The following is a 15,008-nucleotide window of genomic DNA, read 5'->3' on the forward strand; positions in this document are numbered from 1 at the left end:
TTGAGATTGCCCAGCGGCCTCGGTAACGTGGCCGCTCGCAAACGGAGAGCCACATGCCTATCAGCCGCAAATTCCTAGTGTTCACCCTGTTGCCACTGTTCGCCAGTTGCGCGGTGTATACGGGCAAGCCCGTGGACCCGGAAAAATCGCAGACACGCCTGCAGGGCCAGCTGACTCGCGAAGCCGGCCAGCTATGGTTTTCCCCCTGTAGCGATCCACGCCGCTTCGCCATCGGCGAGGGCAGCACCGGTATCACCCAGGACAGCAGCGAGCTGTTGGGCGATGGTCATTCCGTTCTGTTCGCCGACCTGCGCGGGCAGATGGGGTCGACCAAGATCAGCGGTGCAGACGGCGGCTTCGAGCTGAGCCGCGTGTATCGGCTGCAGGGTGAAGGCCATGGCTGCGACGACCCCAACTTCAAGCGCACACTGGTGCGCGCCAGCGGCCAGGAGCCGTTCTGGAGCGTGACCGTGAGCAATCAGGGCATGGTGCTCAGCGGTCCGGAGCACGAGCCCCTGGCGCTGCCCTACATGGAAGAGCAACTGCCCGATGGCCGCATCAACCTGACCAGCGAAGCCAATGGCCAGCGCGTGGAGCTGTGGATAGCGCCGCAGCGTTGCGTCGACACCATGAGCGGCGCGGTACAGCACCTGAGCGCCGAGCTACGCCTCAATGGCAAGCTGATGCGTGGCTGCGCGGCGTTCGGCGGAGCGCGTAACGACTGATCGGAGCCGCTGCCTGCGTGGGATGCGTCGCAATGGGCCGGCGCGCCCCGCTAGAGCAGGATGCCTTTGTCCCGGGCACGTTCATGGCACAGCTGCAGCACCTGGCGGCGCTCGGCGTTTTCCATGCGGCTCCAGCGAGTGATCTCGTCGACGTTGCGCTGGCAACCGATGCAGATGTCCTCCTCGTCCAGTGCACAGACGTGCACGCAGGGTGAGGCGACGGGACGTTCGGCGGTTTGCATCAGTCTTCCTGCTCGGCGAGATCGGTGGCATAACGCCTGGCGTTCTGTACATAGTGAGCGGCACTGGCTTCGAGCAGCTTCTTCTGCTGCTCGGTGAGCTCACGCACCACCTTGCCCGGCGAGCCCACCACCAGCGAACCATCGGGAATTTCCTTACCCTCGGCGATCAGCGCGTTGGCGCCGATGATGCAGTGCTTGCCGATACGCGCGCCATTGAGCACCACGGCGTTGATGCCGACCAGGCTGTAATCACCGACCGAACAACCATGCAACATGGCGTTGTGGCCCACGGTGACGCCCTTGCCCAGGGTCAGCGGTGAGCCCATGTCGGTGTGCATGACCGCACCGTCCTGGACGTTGCTGTCCTCGCCGATATGGATGAGTTCGTTGTCGCCACGCAGCACCGCGCCGAACCAGACACTGGCCCCCGCCTCGAGGCGTACCTTGCCGATCAGGGTGGCGCTGGGAGCGACCCAGCTTTGCGGATGCTGTTCGACACGGGCATTGCCCAGGCGGTATTTCATGGCGAAAGTCTCGGAGCCAGGCTCACGTGAGGTGAATGTAGTACTCGGGTGGGCGCTGCATGTCGATACCGGCATCAAAGACCAGATTGACCAGCTCCACCAGCATGATCGCCGTCAGCCCCCAGATCTTGTACTCACCATAGCGGTAGCTCGGCACGTACCAGCTATGGCCGAGGTAATCGATGCGGTGGGTGACTTCACGGGGGTCATCACGGAAGAACGCCAGGGGCACGGAAAACACCGCGGCGATCTCGCCATCGTTGGCCTGGTAGTCGACGAAGTCAGGCACCACCCCGACATAGGGCGTTACCTGAATGCCGTGCCTGGAAACCAGCGTGCTGAGCGGCCCGACGATCTCCACGAGGCCGGGCGGCAGGCCGATTTCCTCTTCGGCCTCGCGCAGGGCGGTGTCGATCAGGTCGCGGTCTTCCGGGTCGCGGCGGCCACCGGGAAAGGCGACTTCGCCGCCGTGGGTGGACAGACCACTGGCGCGCAGGGTGAGCACCACTTCGGGCTCATCGCTGCGGGTGATGGGCACCAGCACCGCAGCCTCGGGAAAACCCTCCTGGGCCTCCATGAAGTGCGGGCTGTAGCCTCGAACGCGTTGGAGTAACTCGTCCAGCATGACCATTCTCGGAATTCTTCTGCGCCGGATAATGGCATGAAAAAAGCCTGGAACCCACCCTTTCACACCCTGCGAAAAACTCGCGAGCTAGGATCATGCAAGGCAAAAACAGGCGAGAAAGCGCAATGTACTTTTGTACATGAGCATTTCGAGCCCGTTTTTAACGCAGCAGGGCCGACGCGCAGCAGTTTTTTTCAGCTTTTCAGGCGATAGCCGGTTTTAAAGATCCAGCCAACGGTAAGGATGCACGCCAGCAGGAAGCCGAGAATCATCCCCAGGCTGACCAGCACGTTGACGTCGGATACGCCGTAGAAGCTCCAGCGGAACGCACTGATCAGGTAGACCACCGGGTTGAACAGGGTCACCGTCTGCCATACCGGTGGCAGCATGCTGATCGAGTAGAAGCTGCCGCCGAGAAAGGTCAGTGGCGTAACGATCAGCGCAGGGACGATCTGCAGCTTCTCCCAGCCGTCGGCCCACACGCCGATGATGAAGCCGAACAGGCTGAAGGTCAGCGCCGTGAGCACCAGGAAGGCCAGCATCCAGAACGGATGGAGAATCTCGAAATCGACGAACAGCCGCGCCGTGGCGAGGATGATCAGGCCGAGCACGATGGACTTGGTGGCCGCCGCGCCCACGTAGCCGAGGAGAATTTCCAGGTAGGAAATCGGCGCCGACAGCACCTCGTAGATGGTGCCCGAGTATTTGGGCATGTAGATGCCGAACGAGGCGTTGGAGATGCTCTCGGTCAGCAGCGCCAGCATGATCAGGCCGGGGATGATGAAGGCACCATAGCTGACGCCATGCACCTGGGTCATGCTCGAACCGATGGCCGAGCCGAACACCACGAAGTACAGCGAGGTGGTGATCACCGGCGTGGCGATGCTCTGCAGCAGGGTGCGCCAGGTGCGGGCCAGTTCGAACAGGTAGATGGCGCGGATCGCGTAGAAATTCATGTCCGATCCCTCACCAGACTGACGAAGATGTCCTCCAGCGAACTCTCGCTCGACTGCAGATCCTTGAAGGCGATGCCCTGCTGCGCCAGCACCTGCAGCAATGCGGCGATGCCGGTGTCCTCCTGCTGGCCGTCGAAGCTGTAGACCAGCTCGTGGCCGTCGTCGCGCAATTGCAGGTCATCACGCTGCAGCGCCGGCGGCAGTTCGCTCAACGGCTGCTGCAGGTGCAAGGTCAGCTGTTTCTTGCCGAGCTGACGCATCAGGGTGTCCTTGTCCTGCACCAGAATGATCTCGCCCTTGCGGATCACGCCGATGCGGTCGGCCATTTCCTCGGCCTCCTCGATGTAGTGGGTGGTCAGGATGATGGTCACGCCGCGTTCGCGCAGCTTGCGCACCATTTCCCACATGTTGCGGCGCAGTTCGACGTCGACTCCGGCGGTCGGCTCGTCGAGAAAGAGGATCTCCGGTTCGTGGGACAGCGCCTTGGCGATCATCACCCGGCGTTTCATGCCGCCGGACAGTTCGAAGATGCGCGCGTCCTTCTTGTCCCACAGCGACAGGTCGCGCAGCAATTGCTCCAGATACGCGTTGTCCGGCGCCTTGCCGAACAGGCCACGGCTGAAGCGCACCGCTGCCCACACGCTTTCGAAACCTTCGTTGAACAGCTCCTGGGGCACCAAGCCGATCTTCGACCGGGCCGCCCGGTAATCACGCAGGATGTCGTGGCCGCCAACCGTCACCGAACCGCTGCCGGGATTGACGATGCCGCAGATGATGCTGATCAGCGTGGTCTTGCCGGCGCCGTTGGGACCCAGCAGCGCGAAGATCTCGCCCTTGTGGATGTCCAGATCGATGGATTTCAGCGCCGGATGCCCGGACGCATAGGTTTTGTTCAACTGCTGAATAGAAATGACCGATTGCACGGCATTGCCTTGATCCTGGAAACAGTCGGCCATTGTAAAGAAATGCTACACGCCACGCTGCCCCGCTCGGCGGAGCGCGCGCCATCACGGGGTTCGATGGCGACCAGGCGCACCTCGACAGCCTGTGGATAGGCCGAATTCGGAACACGGGCACGACAAGACAGTCCGATACACGGCACACTCTGGTACTTCACAGTGAACCCTTCAGACACAAGGATCATGCAATGGCTTTCAAACACCTGATTGGCGGCGCCGCCCTGCTCGCCGTGCTCGCCGGCTGCAGTTCGACCGACACAGCGCCCACCCAGGCCTCGAAACCCGCCAATAACAACGGCAAATGCAGTGCCGAAGCCGCCCAGGGCCTGCTCGGTCAGGTCGCCACCGCGGAAATCGTCGAACAGGCACGCCAGCAGTCCGGCGCACGCACCGCACGGGTACTCTCGCCTGGCGACATGGTCACCCTGGATTACGACTCCCAACGCCTGAACATCGACATCAGCGAAGCGGAAGTGATCGAGCGCATCGCCTGCGGTTGATTTGGTAGCCCCTGCCGATCTGCGTCACAATCGGGCCAGCCCCCTGCCAAGGAGTGGATCTGGCCCATGCAGATAGATGAAGAACTGACGCTCAAGAAGCTGGAAATCTTTCTGGCCTTCATGCGCTGCGGCAACCTGACCAAAGCCGCGAGCGAGCTGGACACCAGCAACGTCAGCGTGCACCGCGCCATTCATTCGCTGGAAAGCGCCCTGCGCTGCCCGCTGTTCAAGCACGAAGGGCGCAATCTGATTCCCCTCGAAAGCGCCTACGTGCTGGAGGAAAAGGCTCGCCAGCTGGTGAAGGACGTGGTCGACACGGTACGCCTGACCCGCGAAGCAGCCGGATTCTCGGCCGAGCGCTTCAAGCTCGGCTCGCTGTATTCACTGACGGTGAAAACCGTACCGCAGTTGATCATGGGCCTGAAGATACGGCGCAGCGAGTTGAATATCGACCTGATTCTCGGCTCCAACATCGACCTGATGTACAAGCTGAAGAACATGGAGCTGGACGCGATTCTGGTCGCCCTGAGCGACTGCGATCCCCATCCCGATTGCGAGCAACTGCCGCTGTTTTCCGATGACATCTTCCTCGCCGTACCGGTGGACTCGCCCTTCGCCGAGCAGGCCGAAGTGGACCTGGCCGACCTGCGCGAATCCACCTTCATCACCCTGACCCAGGGCTTCGCCACCCACCAGGACGGTGTGCGGGTATTTCAGCAGGCGGGGTTCGAGCCCAATGTGGCCATGCAGGTGAACGACATCTTCACCCTGCTCAGCATGGTCAGTTCCGGCGTGGGTTACGCCCTGCTGCCGGGGCGCATCGCGGCGGTGTACGAGAACCGCGTGAAGCTGATTGCACTGCAGACCAAGTACCACCTGCAGCAGCACATCGGCGTGGTGTTTCTCAAAGCCAAGGAGCGCGACCCCAACCTGCTCGCGCTCCTTGCCGAATGCCGCATGTACAGCCTCGGGCTGAATGCCTGAGGCCAGCCCGGTGGGTTACATCCAGCCCGGCACCACGAACAGCAACCAGGCCAGCAGCGGGCCGAAGGCCACCACCAGCCCGCTGTAGACGAGGAAACGACGGAACAACGCCTCGCGCTCTTCCTTCGCCGCCGAAGCCACCACCAACGCGCCATTGGTGGAGAACGGGCTGACGTCCACCACCGTGGAGGACACCGCCAGCGCACAGATCACGCCTGCCGCGCTGAGCTGGCCCTGCATCAGGAACGGTACCGCCAGCGGAATCGTGGCGCCCAGCACGGCCGCCGAAGACGCGAAGGCGGAGACGATGCCACCGACATAGCAGACCAGCAGTGCTCCCAGCAGCGGAATACCGATGGCGCTGACGCCATGGCCGACGAAGTCGACTGCACCGGCCTTCTGCAGCACGGCGACGTAGGTCACCACACCACTGATCAGCAGCACCGTGGACCAGCTGATGCCGTCCACGGCGCCCTTCTGCGCGGACGGCGAGATCACCGCAATAGCGACGGCCACGGTGATCGCCACCAGACCGACGTTGAGGTCATACACCAGCGCAGCGATGCCCAGGCCCAGCAGACCAACCAGAGTGATCAGGTGATCGCGGTTGATGCGCACCTCATCCAGCGCCTGCGGGTTATTGGACAAGGTGCCGCCACCGGCACTGACCACCGCGCCATGGCCCTCGATGGCGAACTGACGCGACGACGCCTGCACACCGGCGATCAACGGCTCATCGGCCACGGCACGTCCACGGCGCAGCAGTGCGATACCACCAAAAGCGAAGAAGCAGATGAACGCCATCAGCAGGTTGAAGCCGAGGCTGGTGAGGAACACGGCCATTTCCGTGACGTCCAGCCCGGCCTTCTGCACCACCTGGTTGGTGATGCCACCGTACACGCTGATGGGCGAGAACCCGCCCGCCTGCGCCCCGTGGATCACCAGCAGGCCCATCATCAACGGGTTGATCTCATACTGCTTGGCGAAACGCAGCGCGACCGGACCGATGATCGCGACCGCCGCTGGTCCCAGCGCGCCGAAGGCGGTGAGCACAGCGGTGACGATGAACATCACCCACGGAATGGCCACGATATGGCCGCGCACGCCCTTCACCGCCCAATGCACCAGCAGGTCGATGGTGCCGTTCTTCTGGGCGATGGCGAACAGATAGGTAATGCCGACCAGGGTCAGGAACAGATCGGCGGGGAACCCCGCAAGAACCTCCTTGCCCCCCATGCCGACCCAGATACCGCCGACGATGAACGCCAATGCGAAGCCGACGGCGCCCATGTTGATGGGCAGGGCCGTGGCCACGATGAACATGATCACCAGACCGATGATCGTTGCGATTTCCGGACTCATACGCCCTCCCGAGACACCTGGTTGGTTTCATCCGATGGCGACACGCCATCCATGGGTGCTGCCTGGCCGTGCGGTGCTGCGCGTCTGCTCATGCGCACACCCAAGCGGCTACCGCCCTTTGCACGACGGCCTGCGGCGTGATGAAGCCGGCCAGAGTAAGGATGGCGAGTGGAGTTCGTCGGTAGGTGATCATTGTTTTTATCCTCGTGACGCATCGAAGTTATTGTTCTTGTGCTTCGGCAATCGGGCGTTGTTATCGGCTCTGGCTCACCTCCTGACGCAGCAGGGCGTCCAGCGTATCCAGACGCGCGCCCTGAAAGGCGACGGCCATGCCCGGCTCGAAGACGCGCCGGGCCAGCCCGCTCAGCACGCTGCCAGGCGGCAGCTCGAGGTGCAGCCGCACGCCCCGCTCGAACGCCGTCTGCAAGGTGCCGTACCAATCCACGATTCGGCACATGTTGTTGGCCAGGTCATCGCGTAGCGCATCAGGTTCGCTCAACAGTCGCGCGCTGCTACCACTCAGGTAACGGACGGCCGGACGCCGCAGGGTGACCGTGGCGAACGCTTCGTTCAACCTGGCGGCGGGTTCGGTGAGCAGCGCGCAGTGCGAGGGAACGCTGACCGCCAGCGGCTTGACCGCCCCTGCACCGGCAGCCCGGGCACGCTCGCCCACGGCCTGCATGGCGGCGCGGCTGCCGGCGATCACCAACTGGTTTTCGGCATTGATATTGGCCAGGAACACCGGCGATTGCGGGCCGTTCACCTCAGCCAGCAAGCGCTCGATACGGTTCAGATCAAGGCCGAGAATCGCCGTCATGCCGTAGCCCTGGGGATAGGCTTGCTGCATCAACTGGCCACGCAGAGCGACCAGACGCAGCGCATCGGCAAAACTCAGCGCATCGGCGACTACCGCAGCGGCGTAGGCTCCGATAGACAGCCCGGCGACGTAGTCGGGCTTCAGTCCTCGCGCCGTCAACAATCGGGCACCCGCCACGCCGGCGATCAGCAAGCACAGTTGTACGGCGCGGGTGCCCCGCAAGGCCTCGGCGGAATCCAGATCGCAGAGCGCCTCACCGAGCACCGCTGCGGCTTCGTCCAGGCACGCCCCAACGGCGGGCTCAGCCGGCAAGTCATGCAACATGCCGGGCTGCTGCGCGCCCTGGCCGGGGAACGCCCAGAGCGTGCTCATGCCACCGATCGCTCTGCAGCCCAGGGGTCGCTGACCAGCAGTGGCCCGGCGTTGCTCTTGAGCAGAACCCGTGCTGCGCCACTTGCCCACTCACGCAGGGCCAGCGCGCCGTGCGGAGTTTCCAGCTGCACGTCGATGCTGCCCGGTGCCGAATCGATCAACGTGCACAATTCTCCGGCCCAGGCCCGTGGTACTGGCTGGGCGACGCGTATCAGCAGATCCAGGTCGCTGGCCGGGTGTGCGGCGCACAGCCCGCTGGCCAGCTCGAAACCAAGGCTTCCCGTCACGCCCCAGCGCAGGCCGGCACGGTCGAGCTGTGGCGCGAGCCAGGCCAGCGCACGCAGTGCCGGCCAGGCGCCGTTGGCATGGCGCAGCCAGCGCCCGGTACGCGCGACCCCCTCCGGGCTGACGCGTCGGCGCACCTGGTCAAGGCGCATCCAGGTAGCGAAACGCTCCTCCCGCACTCGGCCGCGAACGCCCACGGCAATCCAACCTGGCTCGGCCAGGGCACGGCGCACCACCACCGGGGCGTGACGGCTCAGGGCGCCATGCACCCAGGCCGGAGCGTCCAGCGGCAGTTGTGCGGCAGCCAAGCCCCACAGCAGATCATGGGGGATGGGCACCGGCGACCTTTCATTGACCATCAACGAGTCCTCGATCCAGGCAACGACGACCGCCCCCCCTACCACTGGGCGCGCAATCGCTCGCGTACGCGGGAAGACGCCGCCCGATTGGGCGCCCCCAGGCGGCTGCGCAGATCCTTGCTGCCACCGGCGATATCAGCCAATGCCTGGACCAGGCAGCCCTGCACCCGCGTGCGATCGCCGCCGGTAGGCTCTGCAATGTTCTCGACCGACAGGGTTTCCCAGAGCAGGCCGAGGGAAGCGTAACTGTCCAGGTCGTACGCCATGGGCGGGATGCTGGCTGCCAGGCTTTCCAGTTCCTCGACGCTGCGTAGCGTGATCCGTGCGGCAGCAGACTTGCCCATCGCATGCACCATGACGCCAGGATCGCGCAGGGCGATCAGCCGCTGTGCCTGGTAACCGTGAGCCAGAAAGGCACCGGACATCGCCTTGCCGACCAACAGGCCGATCACCGCATGCCCGGCCAAACGGGCACGGGCATAACCGTCGACCGCCGCGGCCAGAGCCTGGTGAATGCCGTAAGCCTCTTCCCGACGACCGTAAGCCTGGCTCGGCACGTCGACGATGGCGATCAGCGCCCGCTTTTGCGGCCCCTCGGCATCGGCCTGAATGGCGTCATCCACCGCCTTGGCCAGCCCCCAACCCTCGAGCAGTCCTACTTCACCATCGCGGGCACGGGGAAACGGATTGTTGCCATCGGCTACCACCGCCAGGTAGCGCACCGGCTGCTCGCCAAGCATGCCGTCGGCCACCAGCAGCGAAGCTGGCAGGCCCTCCAGCGGCGTGGCGCCTCTGGTCAGTGCCTGAAACCAGCTACGTCCGCGTTGTTCGCTTGCACCACTCATGACTGTTCTCCTTGAAAGGCGCTGCGCACCGCAGCGGCATCGGCCTGCACGCGGGTGTCGACGCCCTGCAGGCGCTCCAGGAACCAGGTATGGCGACGACTGCGCTCCAGCGCAGGCTTGCCCTGACGCAACAGCTCGATCAGCGTCTGGCGAATCGGTTCGACGTCGTCGGCCACGTAGCGGTCCACCAGCGCGCTGGCATGGCGCTGTTCACCGCCGGTGAGGCTCCAGATGAAAGGGCGATCCCGTGAGTCGTACTCATCGATTCCCGCCTCCTGCTCGATCACCTGCGGTCCGTTGAGTCCCAGGCGAGCCTCGCGGGTTACCAGCAGATAACTGCACAGACCTGCGGCGATCGACATGCCGCCAAAGCAGCCGACCGGGCCGGCCACCAGGCCGATCACCGGCTGGTACTGGCGCAGATCGACGATCGCCGCCTGGATCTCGGCAATCGCCGCCAGACCGAGGTTGGCCTCCTGCAGGCGTACGCCACCAGTCTCCAGCAGCAGTACAGCGCGGGTCGGTGTACCGTCACGGTTGTCCTGCGCGGCCAACTCCAATGCGCCGGCAATCTTCGCGCCGCCCACTTCACCCAGGCTGCCGCCCTGGAAAGCACCTTCGATGGCAATCACCACCGCGGGCTGCGCGTCGATCATCCCCTTGGCAACCACGACCCCGTCGTCGGCCTGGGGCACGATGCCCTGCAGGGGTAGCCACGGCGAGACCAGCCTGGCGAACGGATCGACCAACTCGCGAAAACTGCCCGCATCGAGCAGAGCGCGGGCCCGCTGACGTGCACCGAGCTCGGTGAAGCTGCGCTGTTCGAGCAACCGCTGGATCGTGGCGTCAGTCATGGGTCAGCTCCTCGAAGCCTTGTTCCAGACGCAGACGCACCACGCCGGGCGTTGCGCCGAAATCGTGAATCTCTATGTTCAGCGCCGGCAGGTGCTGCTCGCGGAACATGCGCTCGAACAGCTGCTGCCAGCGCGGCGCGCTACCGTTTACCGAGGTCACCACTTGAATCGCCAGGGTGCCATCGGTACCGGGCTCGAGCAGCACCTCGAGATCGCCGGAGCCGACACAGCCGACCAGGGCGCGATTACGGGCCGGTGCCCCGGCGGGGAATTGGAAGGACAGGGTTTCCATGTTCAGAGACTCCCAAGCTGAGCCGGCAGACCAGGCTGCAGGCGGTCGAGAAACAGGCAGGCGGCGAGCAGATCGGCTGCACCGCCTGGCGAGGCGCGCAGTTGCAACATGTCGCCTTCCAGTTCACGCAGACGGCGGCGCCCAGCCAGGCTGGCTACGCCACCGGCATCGAGCACGGCGCGGGCGCCACTCTGCACGCAGCGCAGCCCTTCGAGGCCCGCGCGGTAAAGCACGCAGGTGTCGGCCAACTGACTCATGATCGCCAGCAAGGCATCCAGCCGGGCGTTCTGCTCGCCGGCGCCAGCCGCACGGCTGCTGGCCAACTGGGGCAACGCATGTTGAATGACCGACGGGAACGCCTGTTGCGCCTCCTCGCGGGCGCCATGAACGCCATAGAGCCGACACACCTGGGCACCGTGGCTATCGCTGCTGACCGGCGCCGCTCGGTCATCGAGCAACGCGATACGGGCAGCACGGACCGCCACGTTGCTGACGGTGAGTTGGCGGCTGTCCTGCGCCGCGGCGGCACACAGCAGCCCGAGCGCCCAGATGGCGCCGCGGTGGGTGTTGACGCCAGCGGTGACGCGCAGCATTTCCTGCTCACCTTCGCGGCCTATACGGCCGAGGGCTTCGCGCAGTGTTTGGGTAACCTCGCCTTCGCTCAGCGCAGCCTCTGCCATCGCCCTGAAACATGGCCATAGCGACAATGCAGAGGCATGCATCAGGCCCAGATGCAGATCCTGATGGGCACCACTGCCGCGTTTATCGACCAGCCCGGGCTTGGGTGACAGATCGGCTTCGTCGATCAGCACGTCCACCGCCAGATCTGCCAGGTACTCGTCGAGCGACCGCTGCGGCTGCTTGGAATGGATCGCACTCATCACCAGCTCCTGAATTTGGCGGGCGGGTTGTAGAGGCCGCCGGACCACTCGACCAATTCGGCGATGCTCTTGGCCGCCAGCAGTTCACGGCTGGCGTCGGCGCGGCGGATGCCGAGGTCTTCCGGCAAGGCGATCAGCCCTTCACGGCGCATGCGCTCGGTATCTTTCGGGTTGTGGCGCAGACCGATGCTGGTAACGCCAGCGACGGCGGCGATCATCGCCTGGCGCTCCTCCAGCGAGCGGGCCTTGTACAGGTAGGCGATGCCTTCCTCGGTCAGCAGGTGGGTGACGTCGTCGCCGTAGATCATGATCGGCGCCAGCGGCATGCCCGCCTTCTGCGCCACGCCGACGGCATCGAGGGTTTCCACGAAGGTCGGCTTGCCACCCTCCTGAAAGGTCTCGACCATCTGCACCACCAGCTTCTTGCCCCGCTCCAGCAGAGGCGCTTCGCTCTGCGCAGGGCGCATGTCCAGCCAGGCAGGCGTGCTGTGGCGGCGTCCACGCGGGTCATGCCCCATGTTCGGTGCGCCACCGAAACCGGCCAGGCGACCGCGGGTCACGGTGGAAGAATGACCGTCGCCATCGACCTGCAGGGTCGCGCCGATGAACAGGTCGACGGCGTATTGGCCGGCCAGCTGGCACATCAGTCGGTTGGACCGCATGGAGCCGTCGCGACCGGTGAAGAACACGTCAGGACGCTGAGCGATATAGCCTTCCATGCCCAGTTCGGTGCCGAAACAGTGCACGCTCTCGACCCAGCCGGTCTCGATGGCGGGGATCAGCGTCGGGTGCGGGTTGAGCGTCCAGTTGCGGCAGATCTTGCCCTTCAGGCCGAGGGACTCGCCGTAGGTCGGCAGGATCAGTTCGATGGCGGCGGTATTGAAGCCGATGCCATGGTTGAGCGACTGCACGTTGTGCTTCTGGTAAATGCCGCGGATCGCCATCATCGCCATCAGCACATGCACGGGCTTGATATGGCGCGGATCACGGGTGAACAGCGGCTCGATGTAGAACGGCTTGTCCGCCACCACCACGAAGTCGACCCAGGACGCAGGAATGTCCACCCGAGGCAGTTCGTCGACGATCTCGTTGACCTGAAAGATGACGATGCCGTCGCTGAAGGCCGTGGGCTCGACCAGCGCCGGCGTGTCTTCGGTGCTCGGCCCGGTGTAGATGTTGCCGTGGCGGTCGGCCTGGAAGCCGGCAACCAGGGCGACATTGGGAATCAGGTCGACCAGCAGCCGCGAGTACAGCTCGATATAGGTGTGGATGGCACCCACTTCAAGCAGGCCGTCCTCGAGCAACTGGCTGATGCGCAGGCTCTGCGGGCCGGCAAAGGAGAAGTCGAGCTTGCGGGCGATGCCGCGCTCGAACAGATCCAGGTGCTCGGCGCGGCTGACGCTGGGCATGATCATGTGCAGGTCATGCAGGCGACCCGGGTCGGTCTGGGCCAGCGAGCGGGAGAGGAAGTCCGCCTGCTTCTGGTTGTTGCCTTCGAGCACCACGCGATCGCCTGGGGCGATCAGCGCTTCGAGCGCGGCGACTATCTTGTCGCTGGGCAAGACCACGCCATCGGCGAGGGCGCGCACCTGATCGAGACGTCGGGCCTTTTCGGCACGGCGGCGCGACCACTGCGGCGGTGGGGCGATTGTAGTTGTCATTAATGACTCCACGAGTTCCGCTGTCGTGGCATCACAGTAGGAGCGTGGACCAACCCCATCAATCAAGCGCGGCGTCATAACGTTACGCTAAGGTTAACGATGCGCACCGGTTAACGTCAGCGGACAGACCGGGCATACTGCGCCACCGTTCACCGCTGCCCGGCCCCCCATGCGCATTCACGTTACCTTCATCGATCGCGTCGGCATCACCCAGGAAGTGCTGGCCCTGTTGGGCGGTCGCAACCTCAATCTCGATGCCGTGGAGATGGTGCCGCCCAACGTCTATATCGACGCCCCGACCCTCAGTGCCGCGGTGCTCGACGAGCTGCGCGAAGCACTGTTCAAGGTGCGTGGTGTGCAGGCGGTGACGGTGGTCGACATTCTGCCCGGACAGCGCCGTCGCCTGCAGCTCGATGCCCTGCTGGCGGCGATGACCGATCCGGTGCTGGCGGTCGATGGTGACGGCCGCGTGCTGCTGGCCAACCCGGCGTTGATCGCCCTGTGTGGCCGTGAGCCGGAAGGCGTGGCGCTTGGCGAACTGTTCGCCGAAACGGATCTGCAACAGGCACTGCTCGACCAGCATTTCCGCCTGCCACTGCGCGAGGTGACGCTGAACGGCCAGGCGCTGCTGCTCGACGCCACGCCCATCAGTGAATCGGCCGACATGGGCCAACTGGCCGGCGCTCTGCTCACCCTTTATGAGCCCAGCCGCATCGGTGCACGCCTGGCGGCGCTGCATCATGACCATGCGGAAGGCTTCGACTCATTGCTCGGCGACTCGGCGCCCATCCGCACCCTCAAGGCCCGTGCCCAGCGAGTGGCGACCCTCGACGCGCCGCTGCTGATCCATGGCGAAACCGGTACTGGCAAAGAGCTGGTGGCACGCGCCTGCCACGCCATCAGCACGCGCCACAGCGCGCCATTCCTGGCCTTGAACTGTGCCGCCCTACCGGAAAGCCTCGCCGAGAGCGAGCTGTTCGGCTATGCCCCAGGGGCGTTCACCGGTGCGCAGCGCGGTGGCAAGCCGGGGCTGCTGGAACTGGCCAATCACGGCACGGTATTTCTCGACGAGATTGGCGAGATGTCGCCTTATCTGCAGGCCAAGCTGCTGCGTTTTCTCAGTGACGGCACCTTCCGCCGGGTTGGCGGGGACCGCGAAGAGCGCGTCGACGTGCGCATCATCAGTGCCACGCACCGCAACCTGGAGCGGATGGTCGCCGAAGGGGAGTTTCGCGAGGATCTTTTCTACCGCCTGAACGTGCTCAACCTGCAGGTGCCTCCATTGCGAGAACGCGGCCAGGACATCCTGCTGCTGGCTCGACACTTCATGCAACACGCCTGTGCGCAGATCCAGCGAACCCAGTGCCGACTGACCCCGGACACCTACCCCGCCCTGCTGGGCAATCGCTGGCCGGGCAACGTGCGCCAACTGCAGAACGTGATCTTTCGCGCAGCGGCGATATGCGACAGCAATCTTGTGCAGATCGGCGATCTGGACATCGCCAACACCGCCGTCGCCCAACAAACCGGGGGGGAAGTCGGCAGCCTGGAGGCCGCGGTCGCAGCTTTCGAGAAGGAGTTGCTTGAGAAACTCTACGCCAGCCATCCCTCCACTCGGCAACTGGCTGCCCGACTCAACACATCGCATAGCGCCATCGCCACACGGCTGCGCAAATACGGCATCAAGGGGAATCGCTGAAGGCGACCGCTAGCCGCGGTCGCCTGCGAATCGGGCGGGCACTCCCGACCTGCTGGCCGGGAACAC

At 64.6% G+C, this 15,008-nt stretch carries 17 protein-coding genes; 4 read left to right on the forward strand and 13 right to left on the reverse strand.

The window, feature by feature from the left end:
• Positions 1-53 precede the first annotated feature (53 nt).
• Complete coding sequence (locus QRN22_RS19045; protein WP_042552009.1) at positions 54-725, forward strand: COG3650 family protein; 672 nt, start codon at positions 54-56, stop codon at positions 723-725.
• Positions 726-775: 50 nt separating this feature from the next.
• Here the strand turns inward: QRN22_RS19045 and QRN22_RS19050 are convergent, their stop codons facing one another.
• From QRN22_RS19050 to QRN22_RS19070, 5 genes are all read right to left on the reverse strand, one after another.
• Positions 776-967, reverse strand: coding sequence for a DUF1289 domain-containing protein (locus tag QRN22_RS19050; RefSeq protein WP_042552010.1), 192 nt, complete (start codon positions 965-967; stop codon positions 776-778).
• On the reverse strand, positions 967-1,491 hold the full coding sequence (locus tag QRN22_RS19055; RefSeq protein WP_042552011.1) for a gamma carbonic anhydrase family protein: 525 nt from the start codon (positions 1,489-1,491) through the stop codon (positions 967-969). Before QRN22_RS19055 ends, QRN22_RS19050 begins: the two co-directional genes overlap by 1 nt.
• A gap of 22 nt (positions 1,492-1,513) precedes the next feature.
• Positions 1,514-2,116: a CoA pyrophosphatase gene (locus QRN22_RS19060; RefSeq protein ID WP_042552071.1), complete on the reverse strand. Its 603-nt coding sequence runs from the start codon at positions 2,114-2,116 to the stop codon at positions 1,514-1,516.
• A gap of 194 nt (positions 2,117-2,310) precedes the next feature.
• On the reverse strand, positions 2,311-3,072 hold the full coding sequence (locus QRN22_RS19065; RefSeq protein ID WP_042552012.1) for an ABC transporter permease: 762 nt from the start codon (positions 3,070-3,072) through the stop codon (positions 2,311-2,313).
• On the reverse strand, positions 3,069-3,995 hold the full coding sequence (locus QRN22_RS19070; RefSeq protein WP_042552072.1) for an ABC transporter ATP-binding protein: 927 nt from the start codon (positions 3,993-3,995) through the stop codon (positions 3,069-3,071). Before QRN22_RS19070 ends, QRN22_RS19065 begins: the two co-directional genes overlap by 4 nt.
• A gap of 224 nt (positions 3,996-4,219) precedes the next feature.
• On the opposite strand from QRN22_RS19070, the gene QRN22_RS19075 reads away from it, so the two are divergent.
• Positions 4,220-4,531 carry an I78 family peptidase inhibitor gene (locus tag QRN22_RS19075; RefSeq protein ID WP_042552013.1) on the forward strand — a complete coding sequence of 104 codons (312 nt, stop codon included), beginning with the start codon at positions 4,220-4,222 and terminating at the stop codon, positions 4,529-4,531.
• 66 nt (positions 4,532-4,597) lie between these two features.
• Positions 4,598-5,515 carry a LysR family transcriptional regulator gene (locus QRN22_RS19080; RefSeq protein ID WP_042552014.1) on the forward strand — a complete coding sequence of 306 codons (918 nt, stop codon included), beginning with the start codon at positions 4,598-4,600 and terminating at the stop codon, positions 5,513-5,515.
• Between the two features lie 15 nt (positions 5,516-5,530).
• On the opposite strand, the gene QRN22_RS19085 is transcribed toward QRN22_RS19080, so the two are convergent.
• The 8 genes from QRN22_RS19085 to mdcA form a co-directional block, all read right to left on the reverse strand.
• Complete coding sequence (locus tag QRN22_RS19085; RefSeq protein WP_042552015.1) at positions 5,531-6,877, reverse strand: SLC13 family permease; 1,347 nt, start codon at positions 6,875-6,877, stop codon at positions 5,531-5,533.
• Positions 6,878-7,130: 253 nt separating this feature from the next.
• Entirely contained in the window at positions 7,131-8,066 is a 936-nt protein-coding gene (mdcH, locus tag QRN22_RS19090; protein ID WP_042552016.1) for a malonate decarboxylase subunit epsilon, read from the reverse strand.
• A complete protein-coding gene (locus QRN22_RS19095) occupies positions 8,063-8,710 on the reverse strand; it encodes a malonate decarboxylase holo-ACP synthase (protein ID WP_042552017.1) in 648 nt (215 codons plus the stop codon). Before QRN22_RS19095 ends, mdcH begins: the two co-directional genes overlap by 4 nt.
• A gap of 38 nt (positions 8,711-8,748) precedes the next feature.
• On the reverse strand, positions 8,749-9,555 hold the full coding sequence (gene mdcE, locus QRN22_RS19100) for a biotin-independent malonate decarboxylase subunit gamma (protein WP_042552018.1): 807 nt from the start codon (positions 9,553-9,555) through the stop codon (positions 8,749-8,751).
• Positions 9,552-10,409, reverse strand: a complete 858-nt coding sequence (locus QRN22_RS19105; RefSeq protein WP_042552019.1) for a biotin-independent malonate decarboxylase subunit beta — start codon at positions 10,407-10,409, stop codon at positions 9,552-9,554. Before QRN22_RS19105 ends, mdcE begins: the two co-directional genes overlap by 4 nt.
• Positions 10,402-10,701: a malonate decarboxylase subunit delta gene (locus QRN22_RS19110; RefSeq protein WP_042552020.1), complete on the reverse strand. Its 300-nt coding sequence runs from the start codon at positions 10,699-10,701 to the stop codon at positions 10,402-10,404. The genes QRN22_RS19105 and QRN22_RS19110 overlap by 8 nt, the downstream gene beginning before the upstream one ends.
• 2 nt (positions 10,702-10,703) lie before the next feature.
• The gene (locus QRN22_RS19115; RefSeq protein ID WP_042552021.1) at positions 10,704-11,582 is read right to left on the reverse strand and encodes a triphosphoribosyl-dephospho-CoA synthase; all 879 of its coding nucleotides are present in this window, start codon (positions 11,580-11,582) and stop codon (positions 10,704-10,706) included.
• Positions 11,582-13,243: a malonate decarboxylase subunit alpha gene (gene mdcA, locus QRN22_RS19120; protein WP_042552022.1), complete on the reverse strand. Its 1,662-nt coding sequence runs from the start codon at positions 13,241-13,243 to the stop codon at positions 11,582-11,584. The genes QRN22_RS19115 and mdcA overlap by 1 nt, the downstream gene beginning before the upstream one ends.
• 169 nt (positions 13,244-13,412) lie before the next feature.
• Between mdcA and gcsR the strand changes: the two genes are divergently transcribed.
• On the forward strand, positions 13,413-14,942 hold the full coding sequence (gene gcsR, locus QRN22_RS19125) for a transcriptional regulator GcsR (protein ID WP_042552023.1): 1,530 nt from the start codon (positions 13,413-13,415) through the stop codon (positions 14,940-14,942).
• Positions 14,943-15,008: the final 66 nt, after the last annotated feature.

Source organism: Pseudomonas sp. MEJ086 (assembly GCF_030209025.1).
In the GTDB taxonomy this organism is placed as follows: domain Bacteria; phylum Pseudomonadota; class Gammaproteobacteria; order Pseudomonadales; family Pseudomonadaceae; genus Aquipseudomonas; species Aquipseudomonas fulva_A.

Coding starts and splice junctions, on each gene's coding strand:
- mdcH (WP_042552016.1), bottom strand. CDS start 8,066: ATGAGCACGCTCTGGGCGTTCCCCGGCCAGGGCGCGCAGCAGCCCGGC.
- QRN22_RS19055 (WP_042552011.1), bottom strand. CDS start 1,491: ATGAAATACCGCCTGGGCAATGCCCGTGTCGAACAGCATCCGCAAAGC.
- QRN22_RS19110 (WP_042552020.1), bottom strand. CDS start 10,701: ATGGAAACCCTGTCCTTCCAATTCCCCGCCGGGGCACCGGCCCGTAAT.
- gcsR (WP_042552023.1), top strand. CDS start 13,413: ATGCGCATTCACGTTACCTTCATCGATCGCGTCGGCATCACCCAGGAA.
- QRN22_RS19080 (WP_042552014.1), top strand. CDS start 4,598: ATGCAGATAGATGAAGAACTGACGCTCAAGAAGCTGGAAATCTTTCTG.
- QRN22_RS19105 (WP_042552019.1), bottom strand. CDS start 10,409: ATGACTGACGCCACGATCCAGCGGTTGCTCGAACAGCGCAGCTTCACC.
- QRN22_RS19095 (WP_042552017.1), bottom strand. CDS start 8,710: ATGGTCAATGAAAGGTCGCCGGTGCCCATCCCCCATGATCTGCTGTGG.
- QRN22_RS19050 (WP_042552010.1), bottom strand. CDS start 967: ATGCAAACCGCCGAACGTCCCGTCGCCTCACCCTGCGTGCACGTCTGT.
- QRN22_RS19065 (WP_042552012.1), bottom strand. CDS start 3,072: ATGAATTTCTACGCGATCCGCGCCATCTACCTGTTCGAACTGGCCCGC.
- mdcA (WP_042552022.1), bottom strand. CDS start 13,243: ATGACAACTACAATCGCCCCACCGCCGCAGTGGTCGCGCCGCCGTGCC.
- QRN22_RS19115 (WP_042552021.1), bottom strand. CDS start 11,582: ATGAGTGCGATCCATTCCAAGCAGCCGCAGCGGTCGCTCGACGAGTAC.
- QRN22_RS19060 (WP_042552071.1), bottom strand. CDS start 2,116: ATGCTGGACGAGTTACTCCAACGCGTTCGAGGCTACAGCCCGCACTTC.
- QRN22_RS19085 (WP_042552015.1), bottom strand. CDS start 6,877: ATGAGTCCGGAAATCGCAACGATCATCGGTCTGGTGATCATGTTCATC.
- mdcE (WP_042552018.1), bottom strand. CDS start 9,555: ATGAGTGGTGCAAGCGAACAACGCGGACGTAGCTGGTTTCAGGCACTG.
- QRN22_RS19075 (WP_042552013.1), top strand. CDS start 4,220: ATGGCTTTCAAACACCTGATTGGCGGCGCCGCCCTGCTCGCCGTGCTC.
- QRN22_RS19045 (WP_042552009.1), top strand. CDS start 54: ATGCCTATCAGCCGCAAATTCCTAGTGTTCACCCTGTTGCCACTGTTC.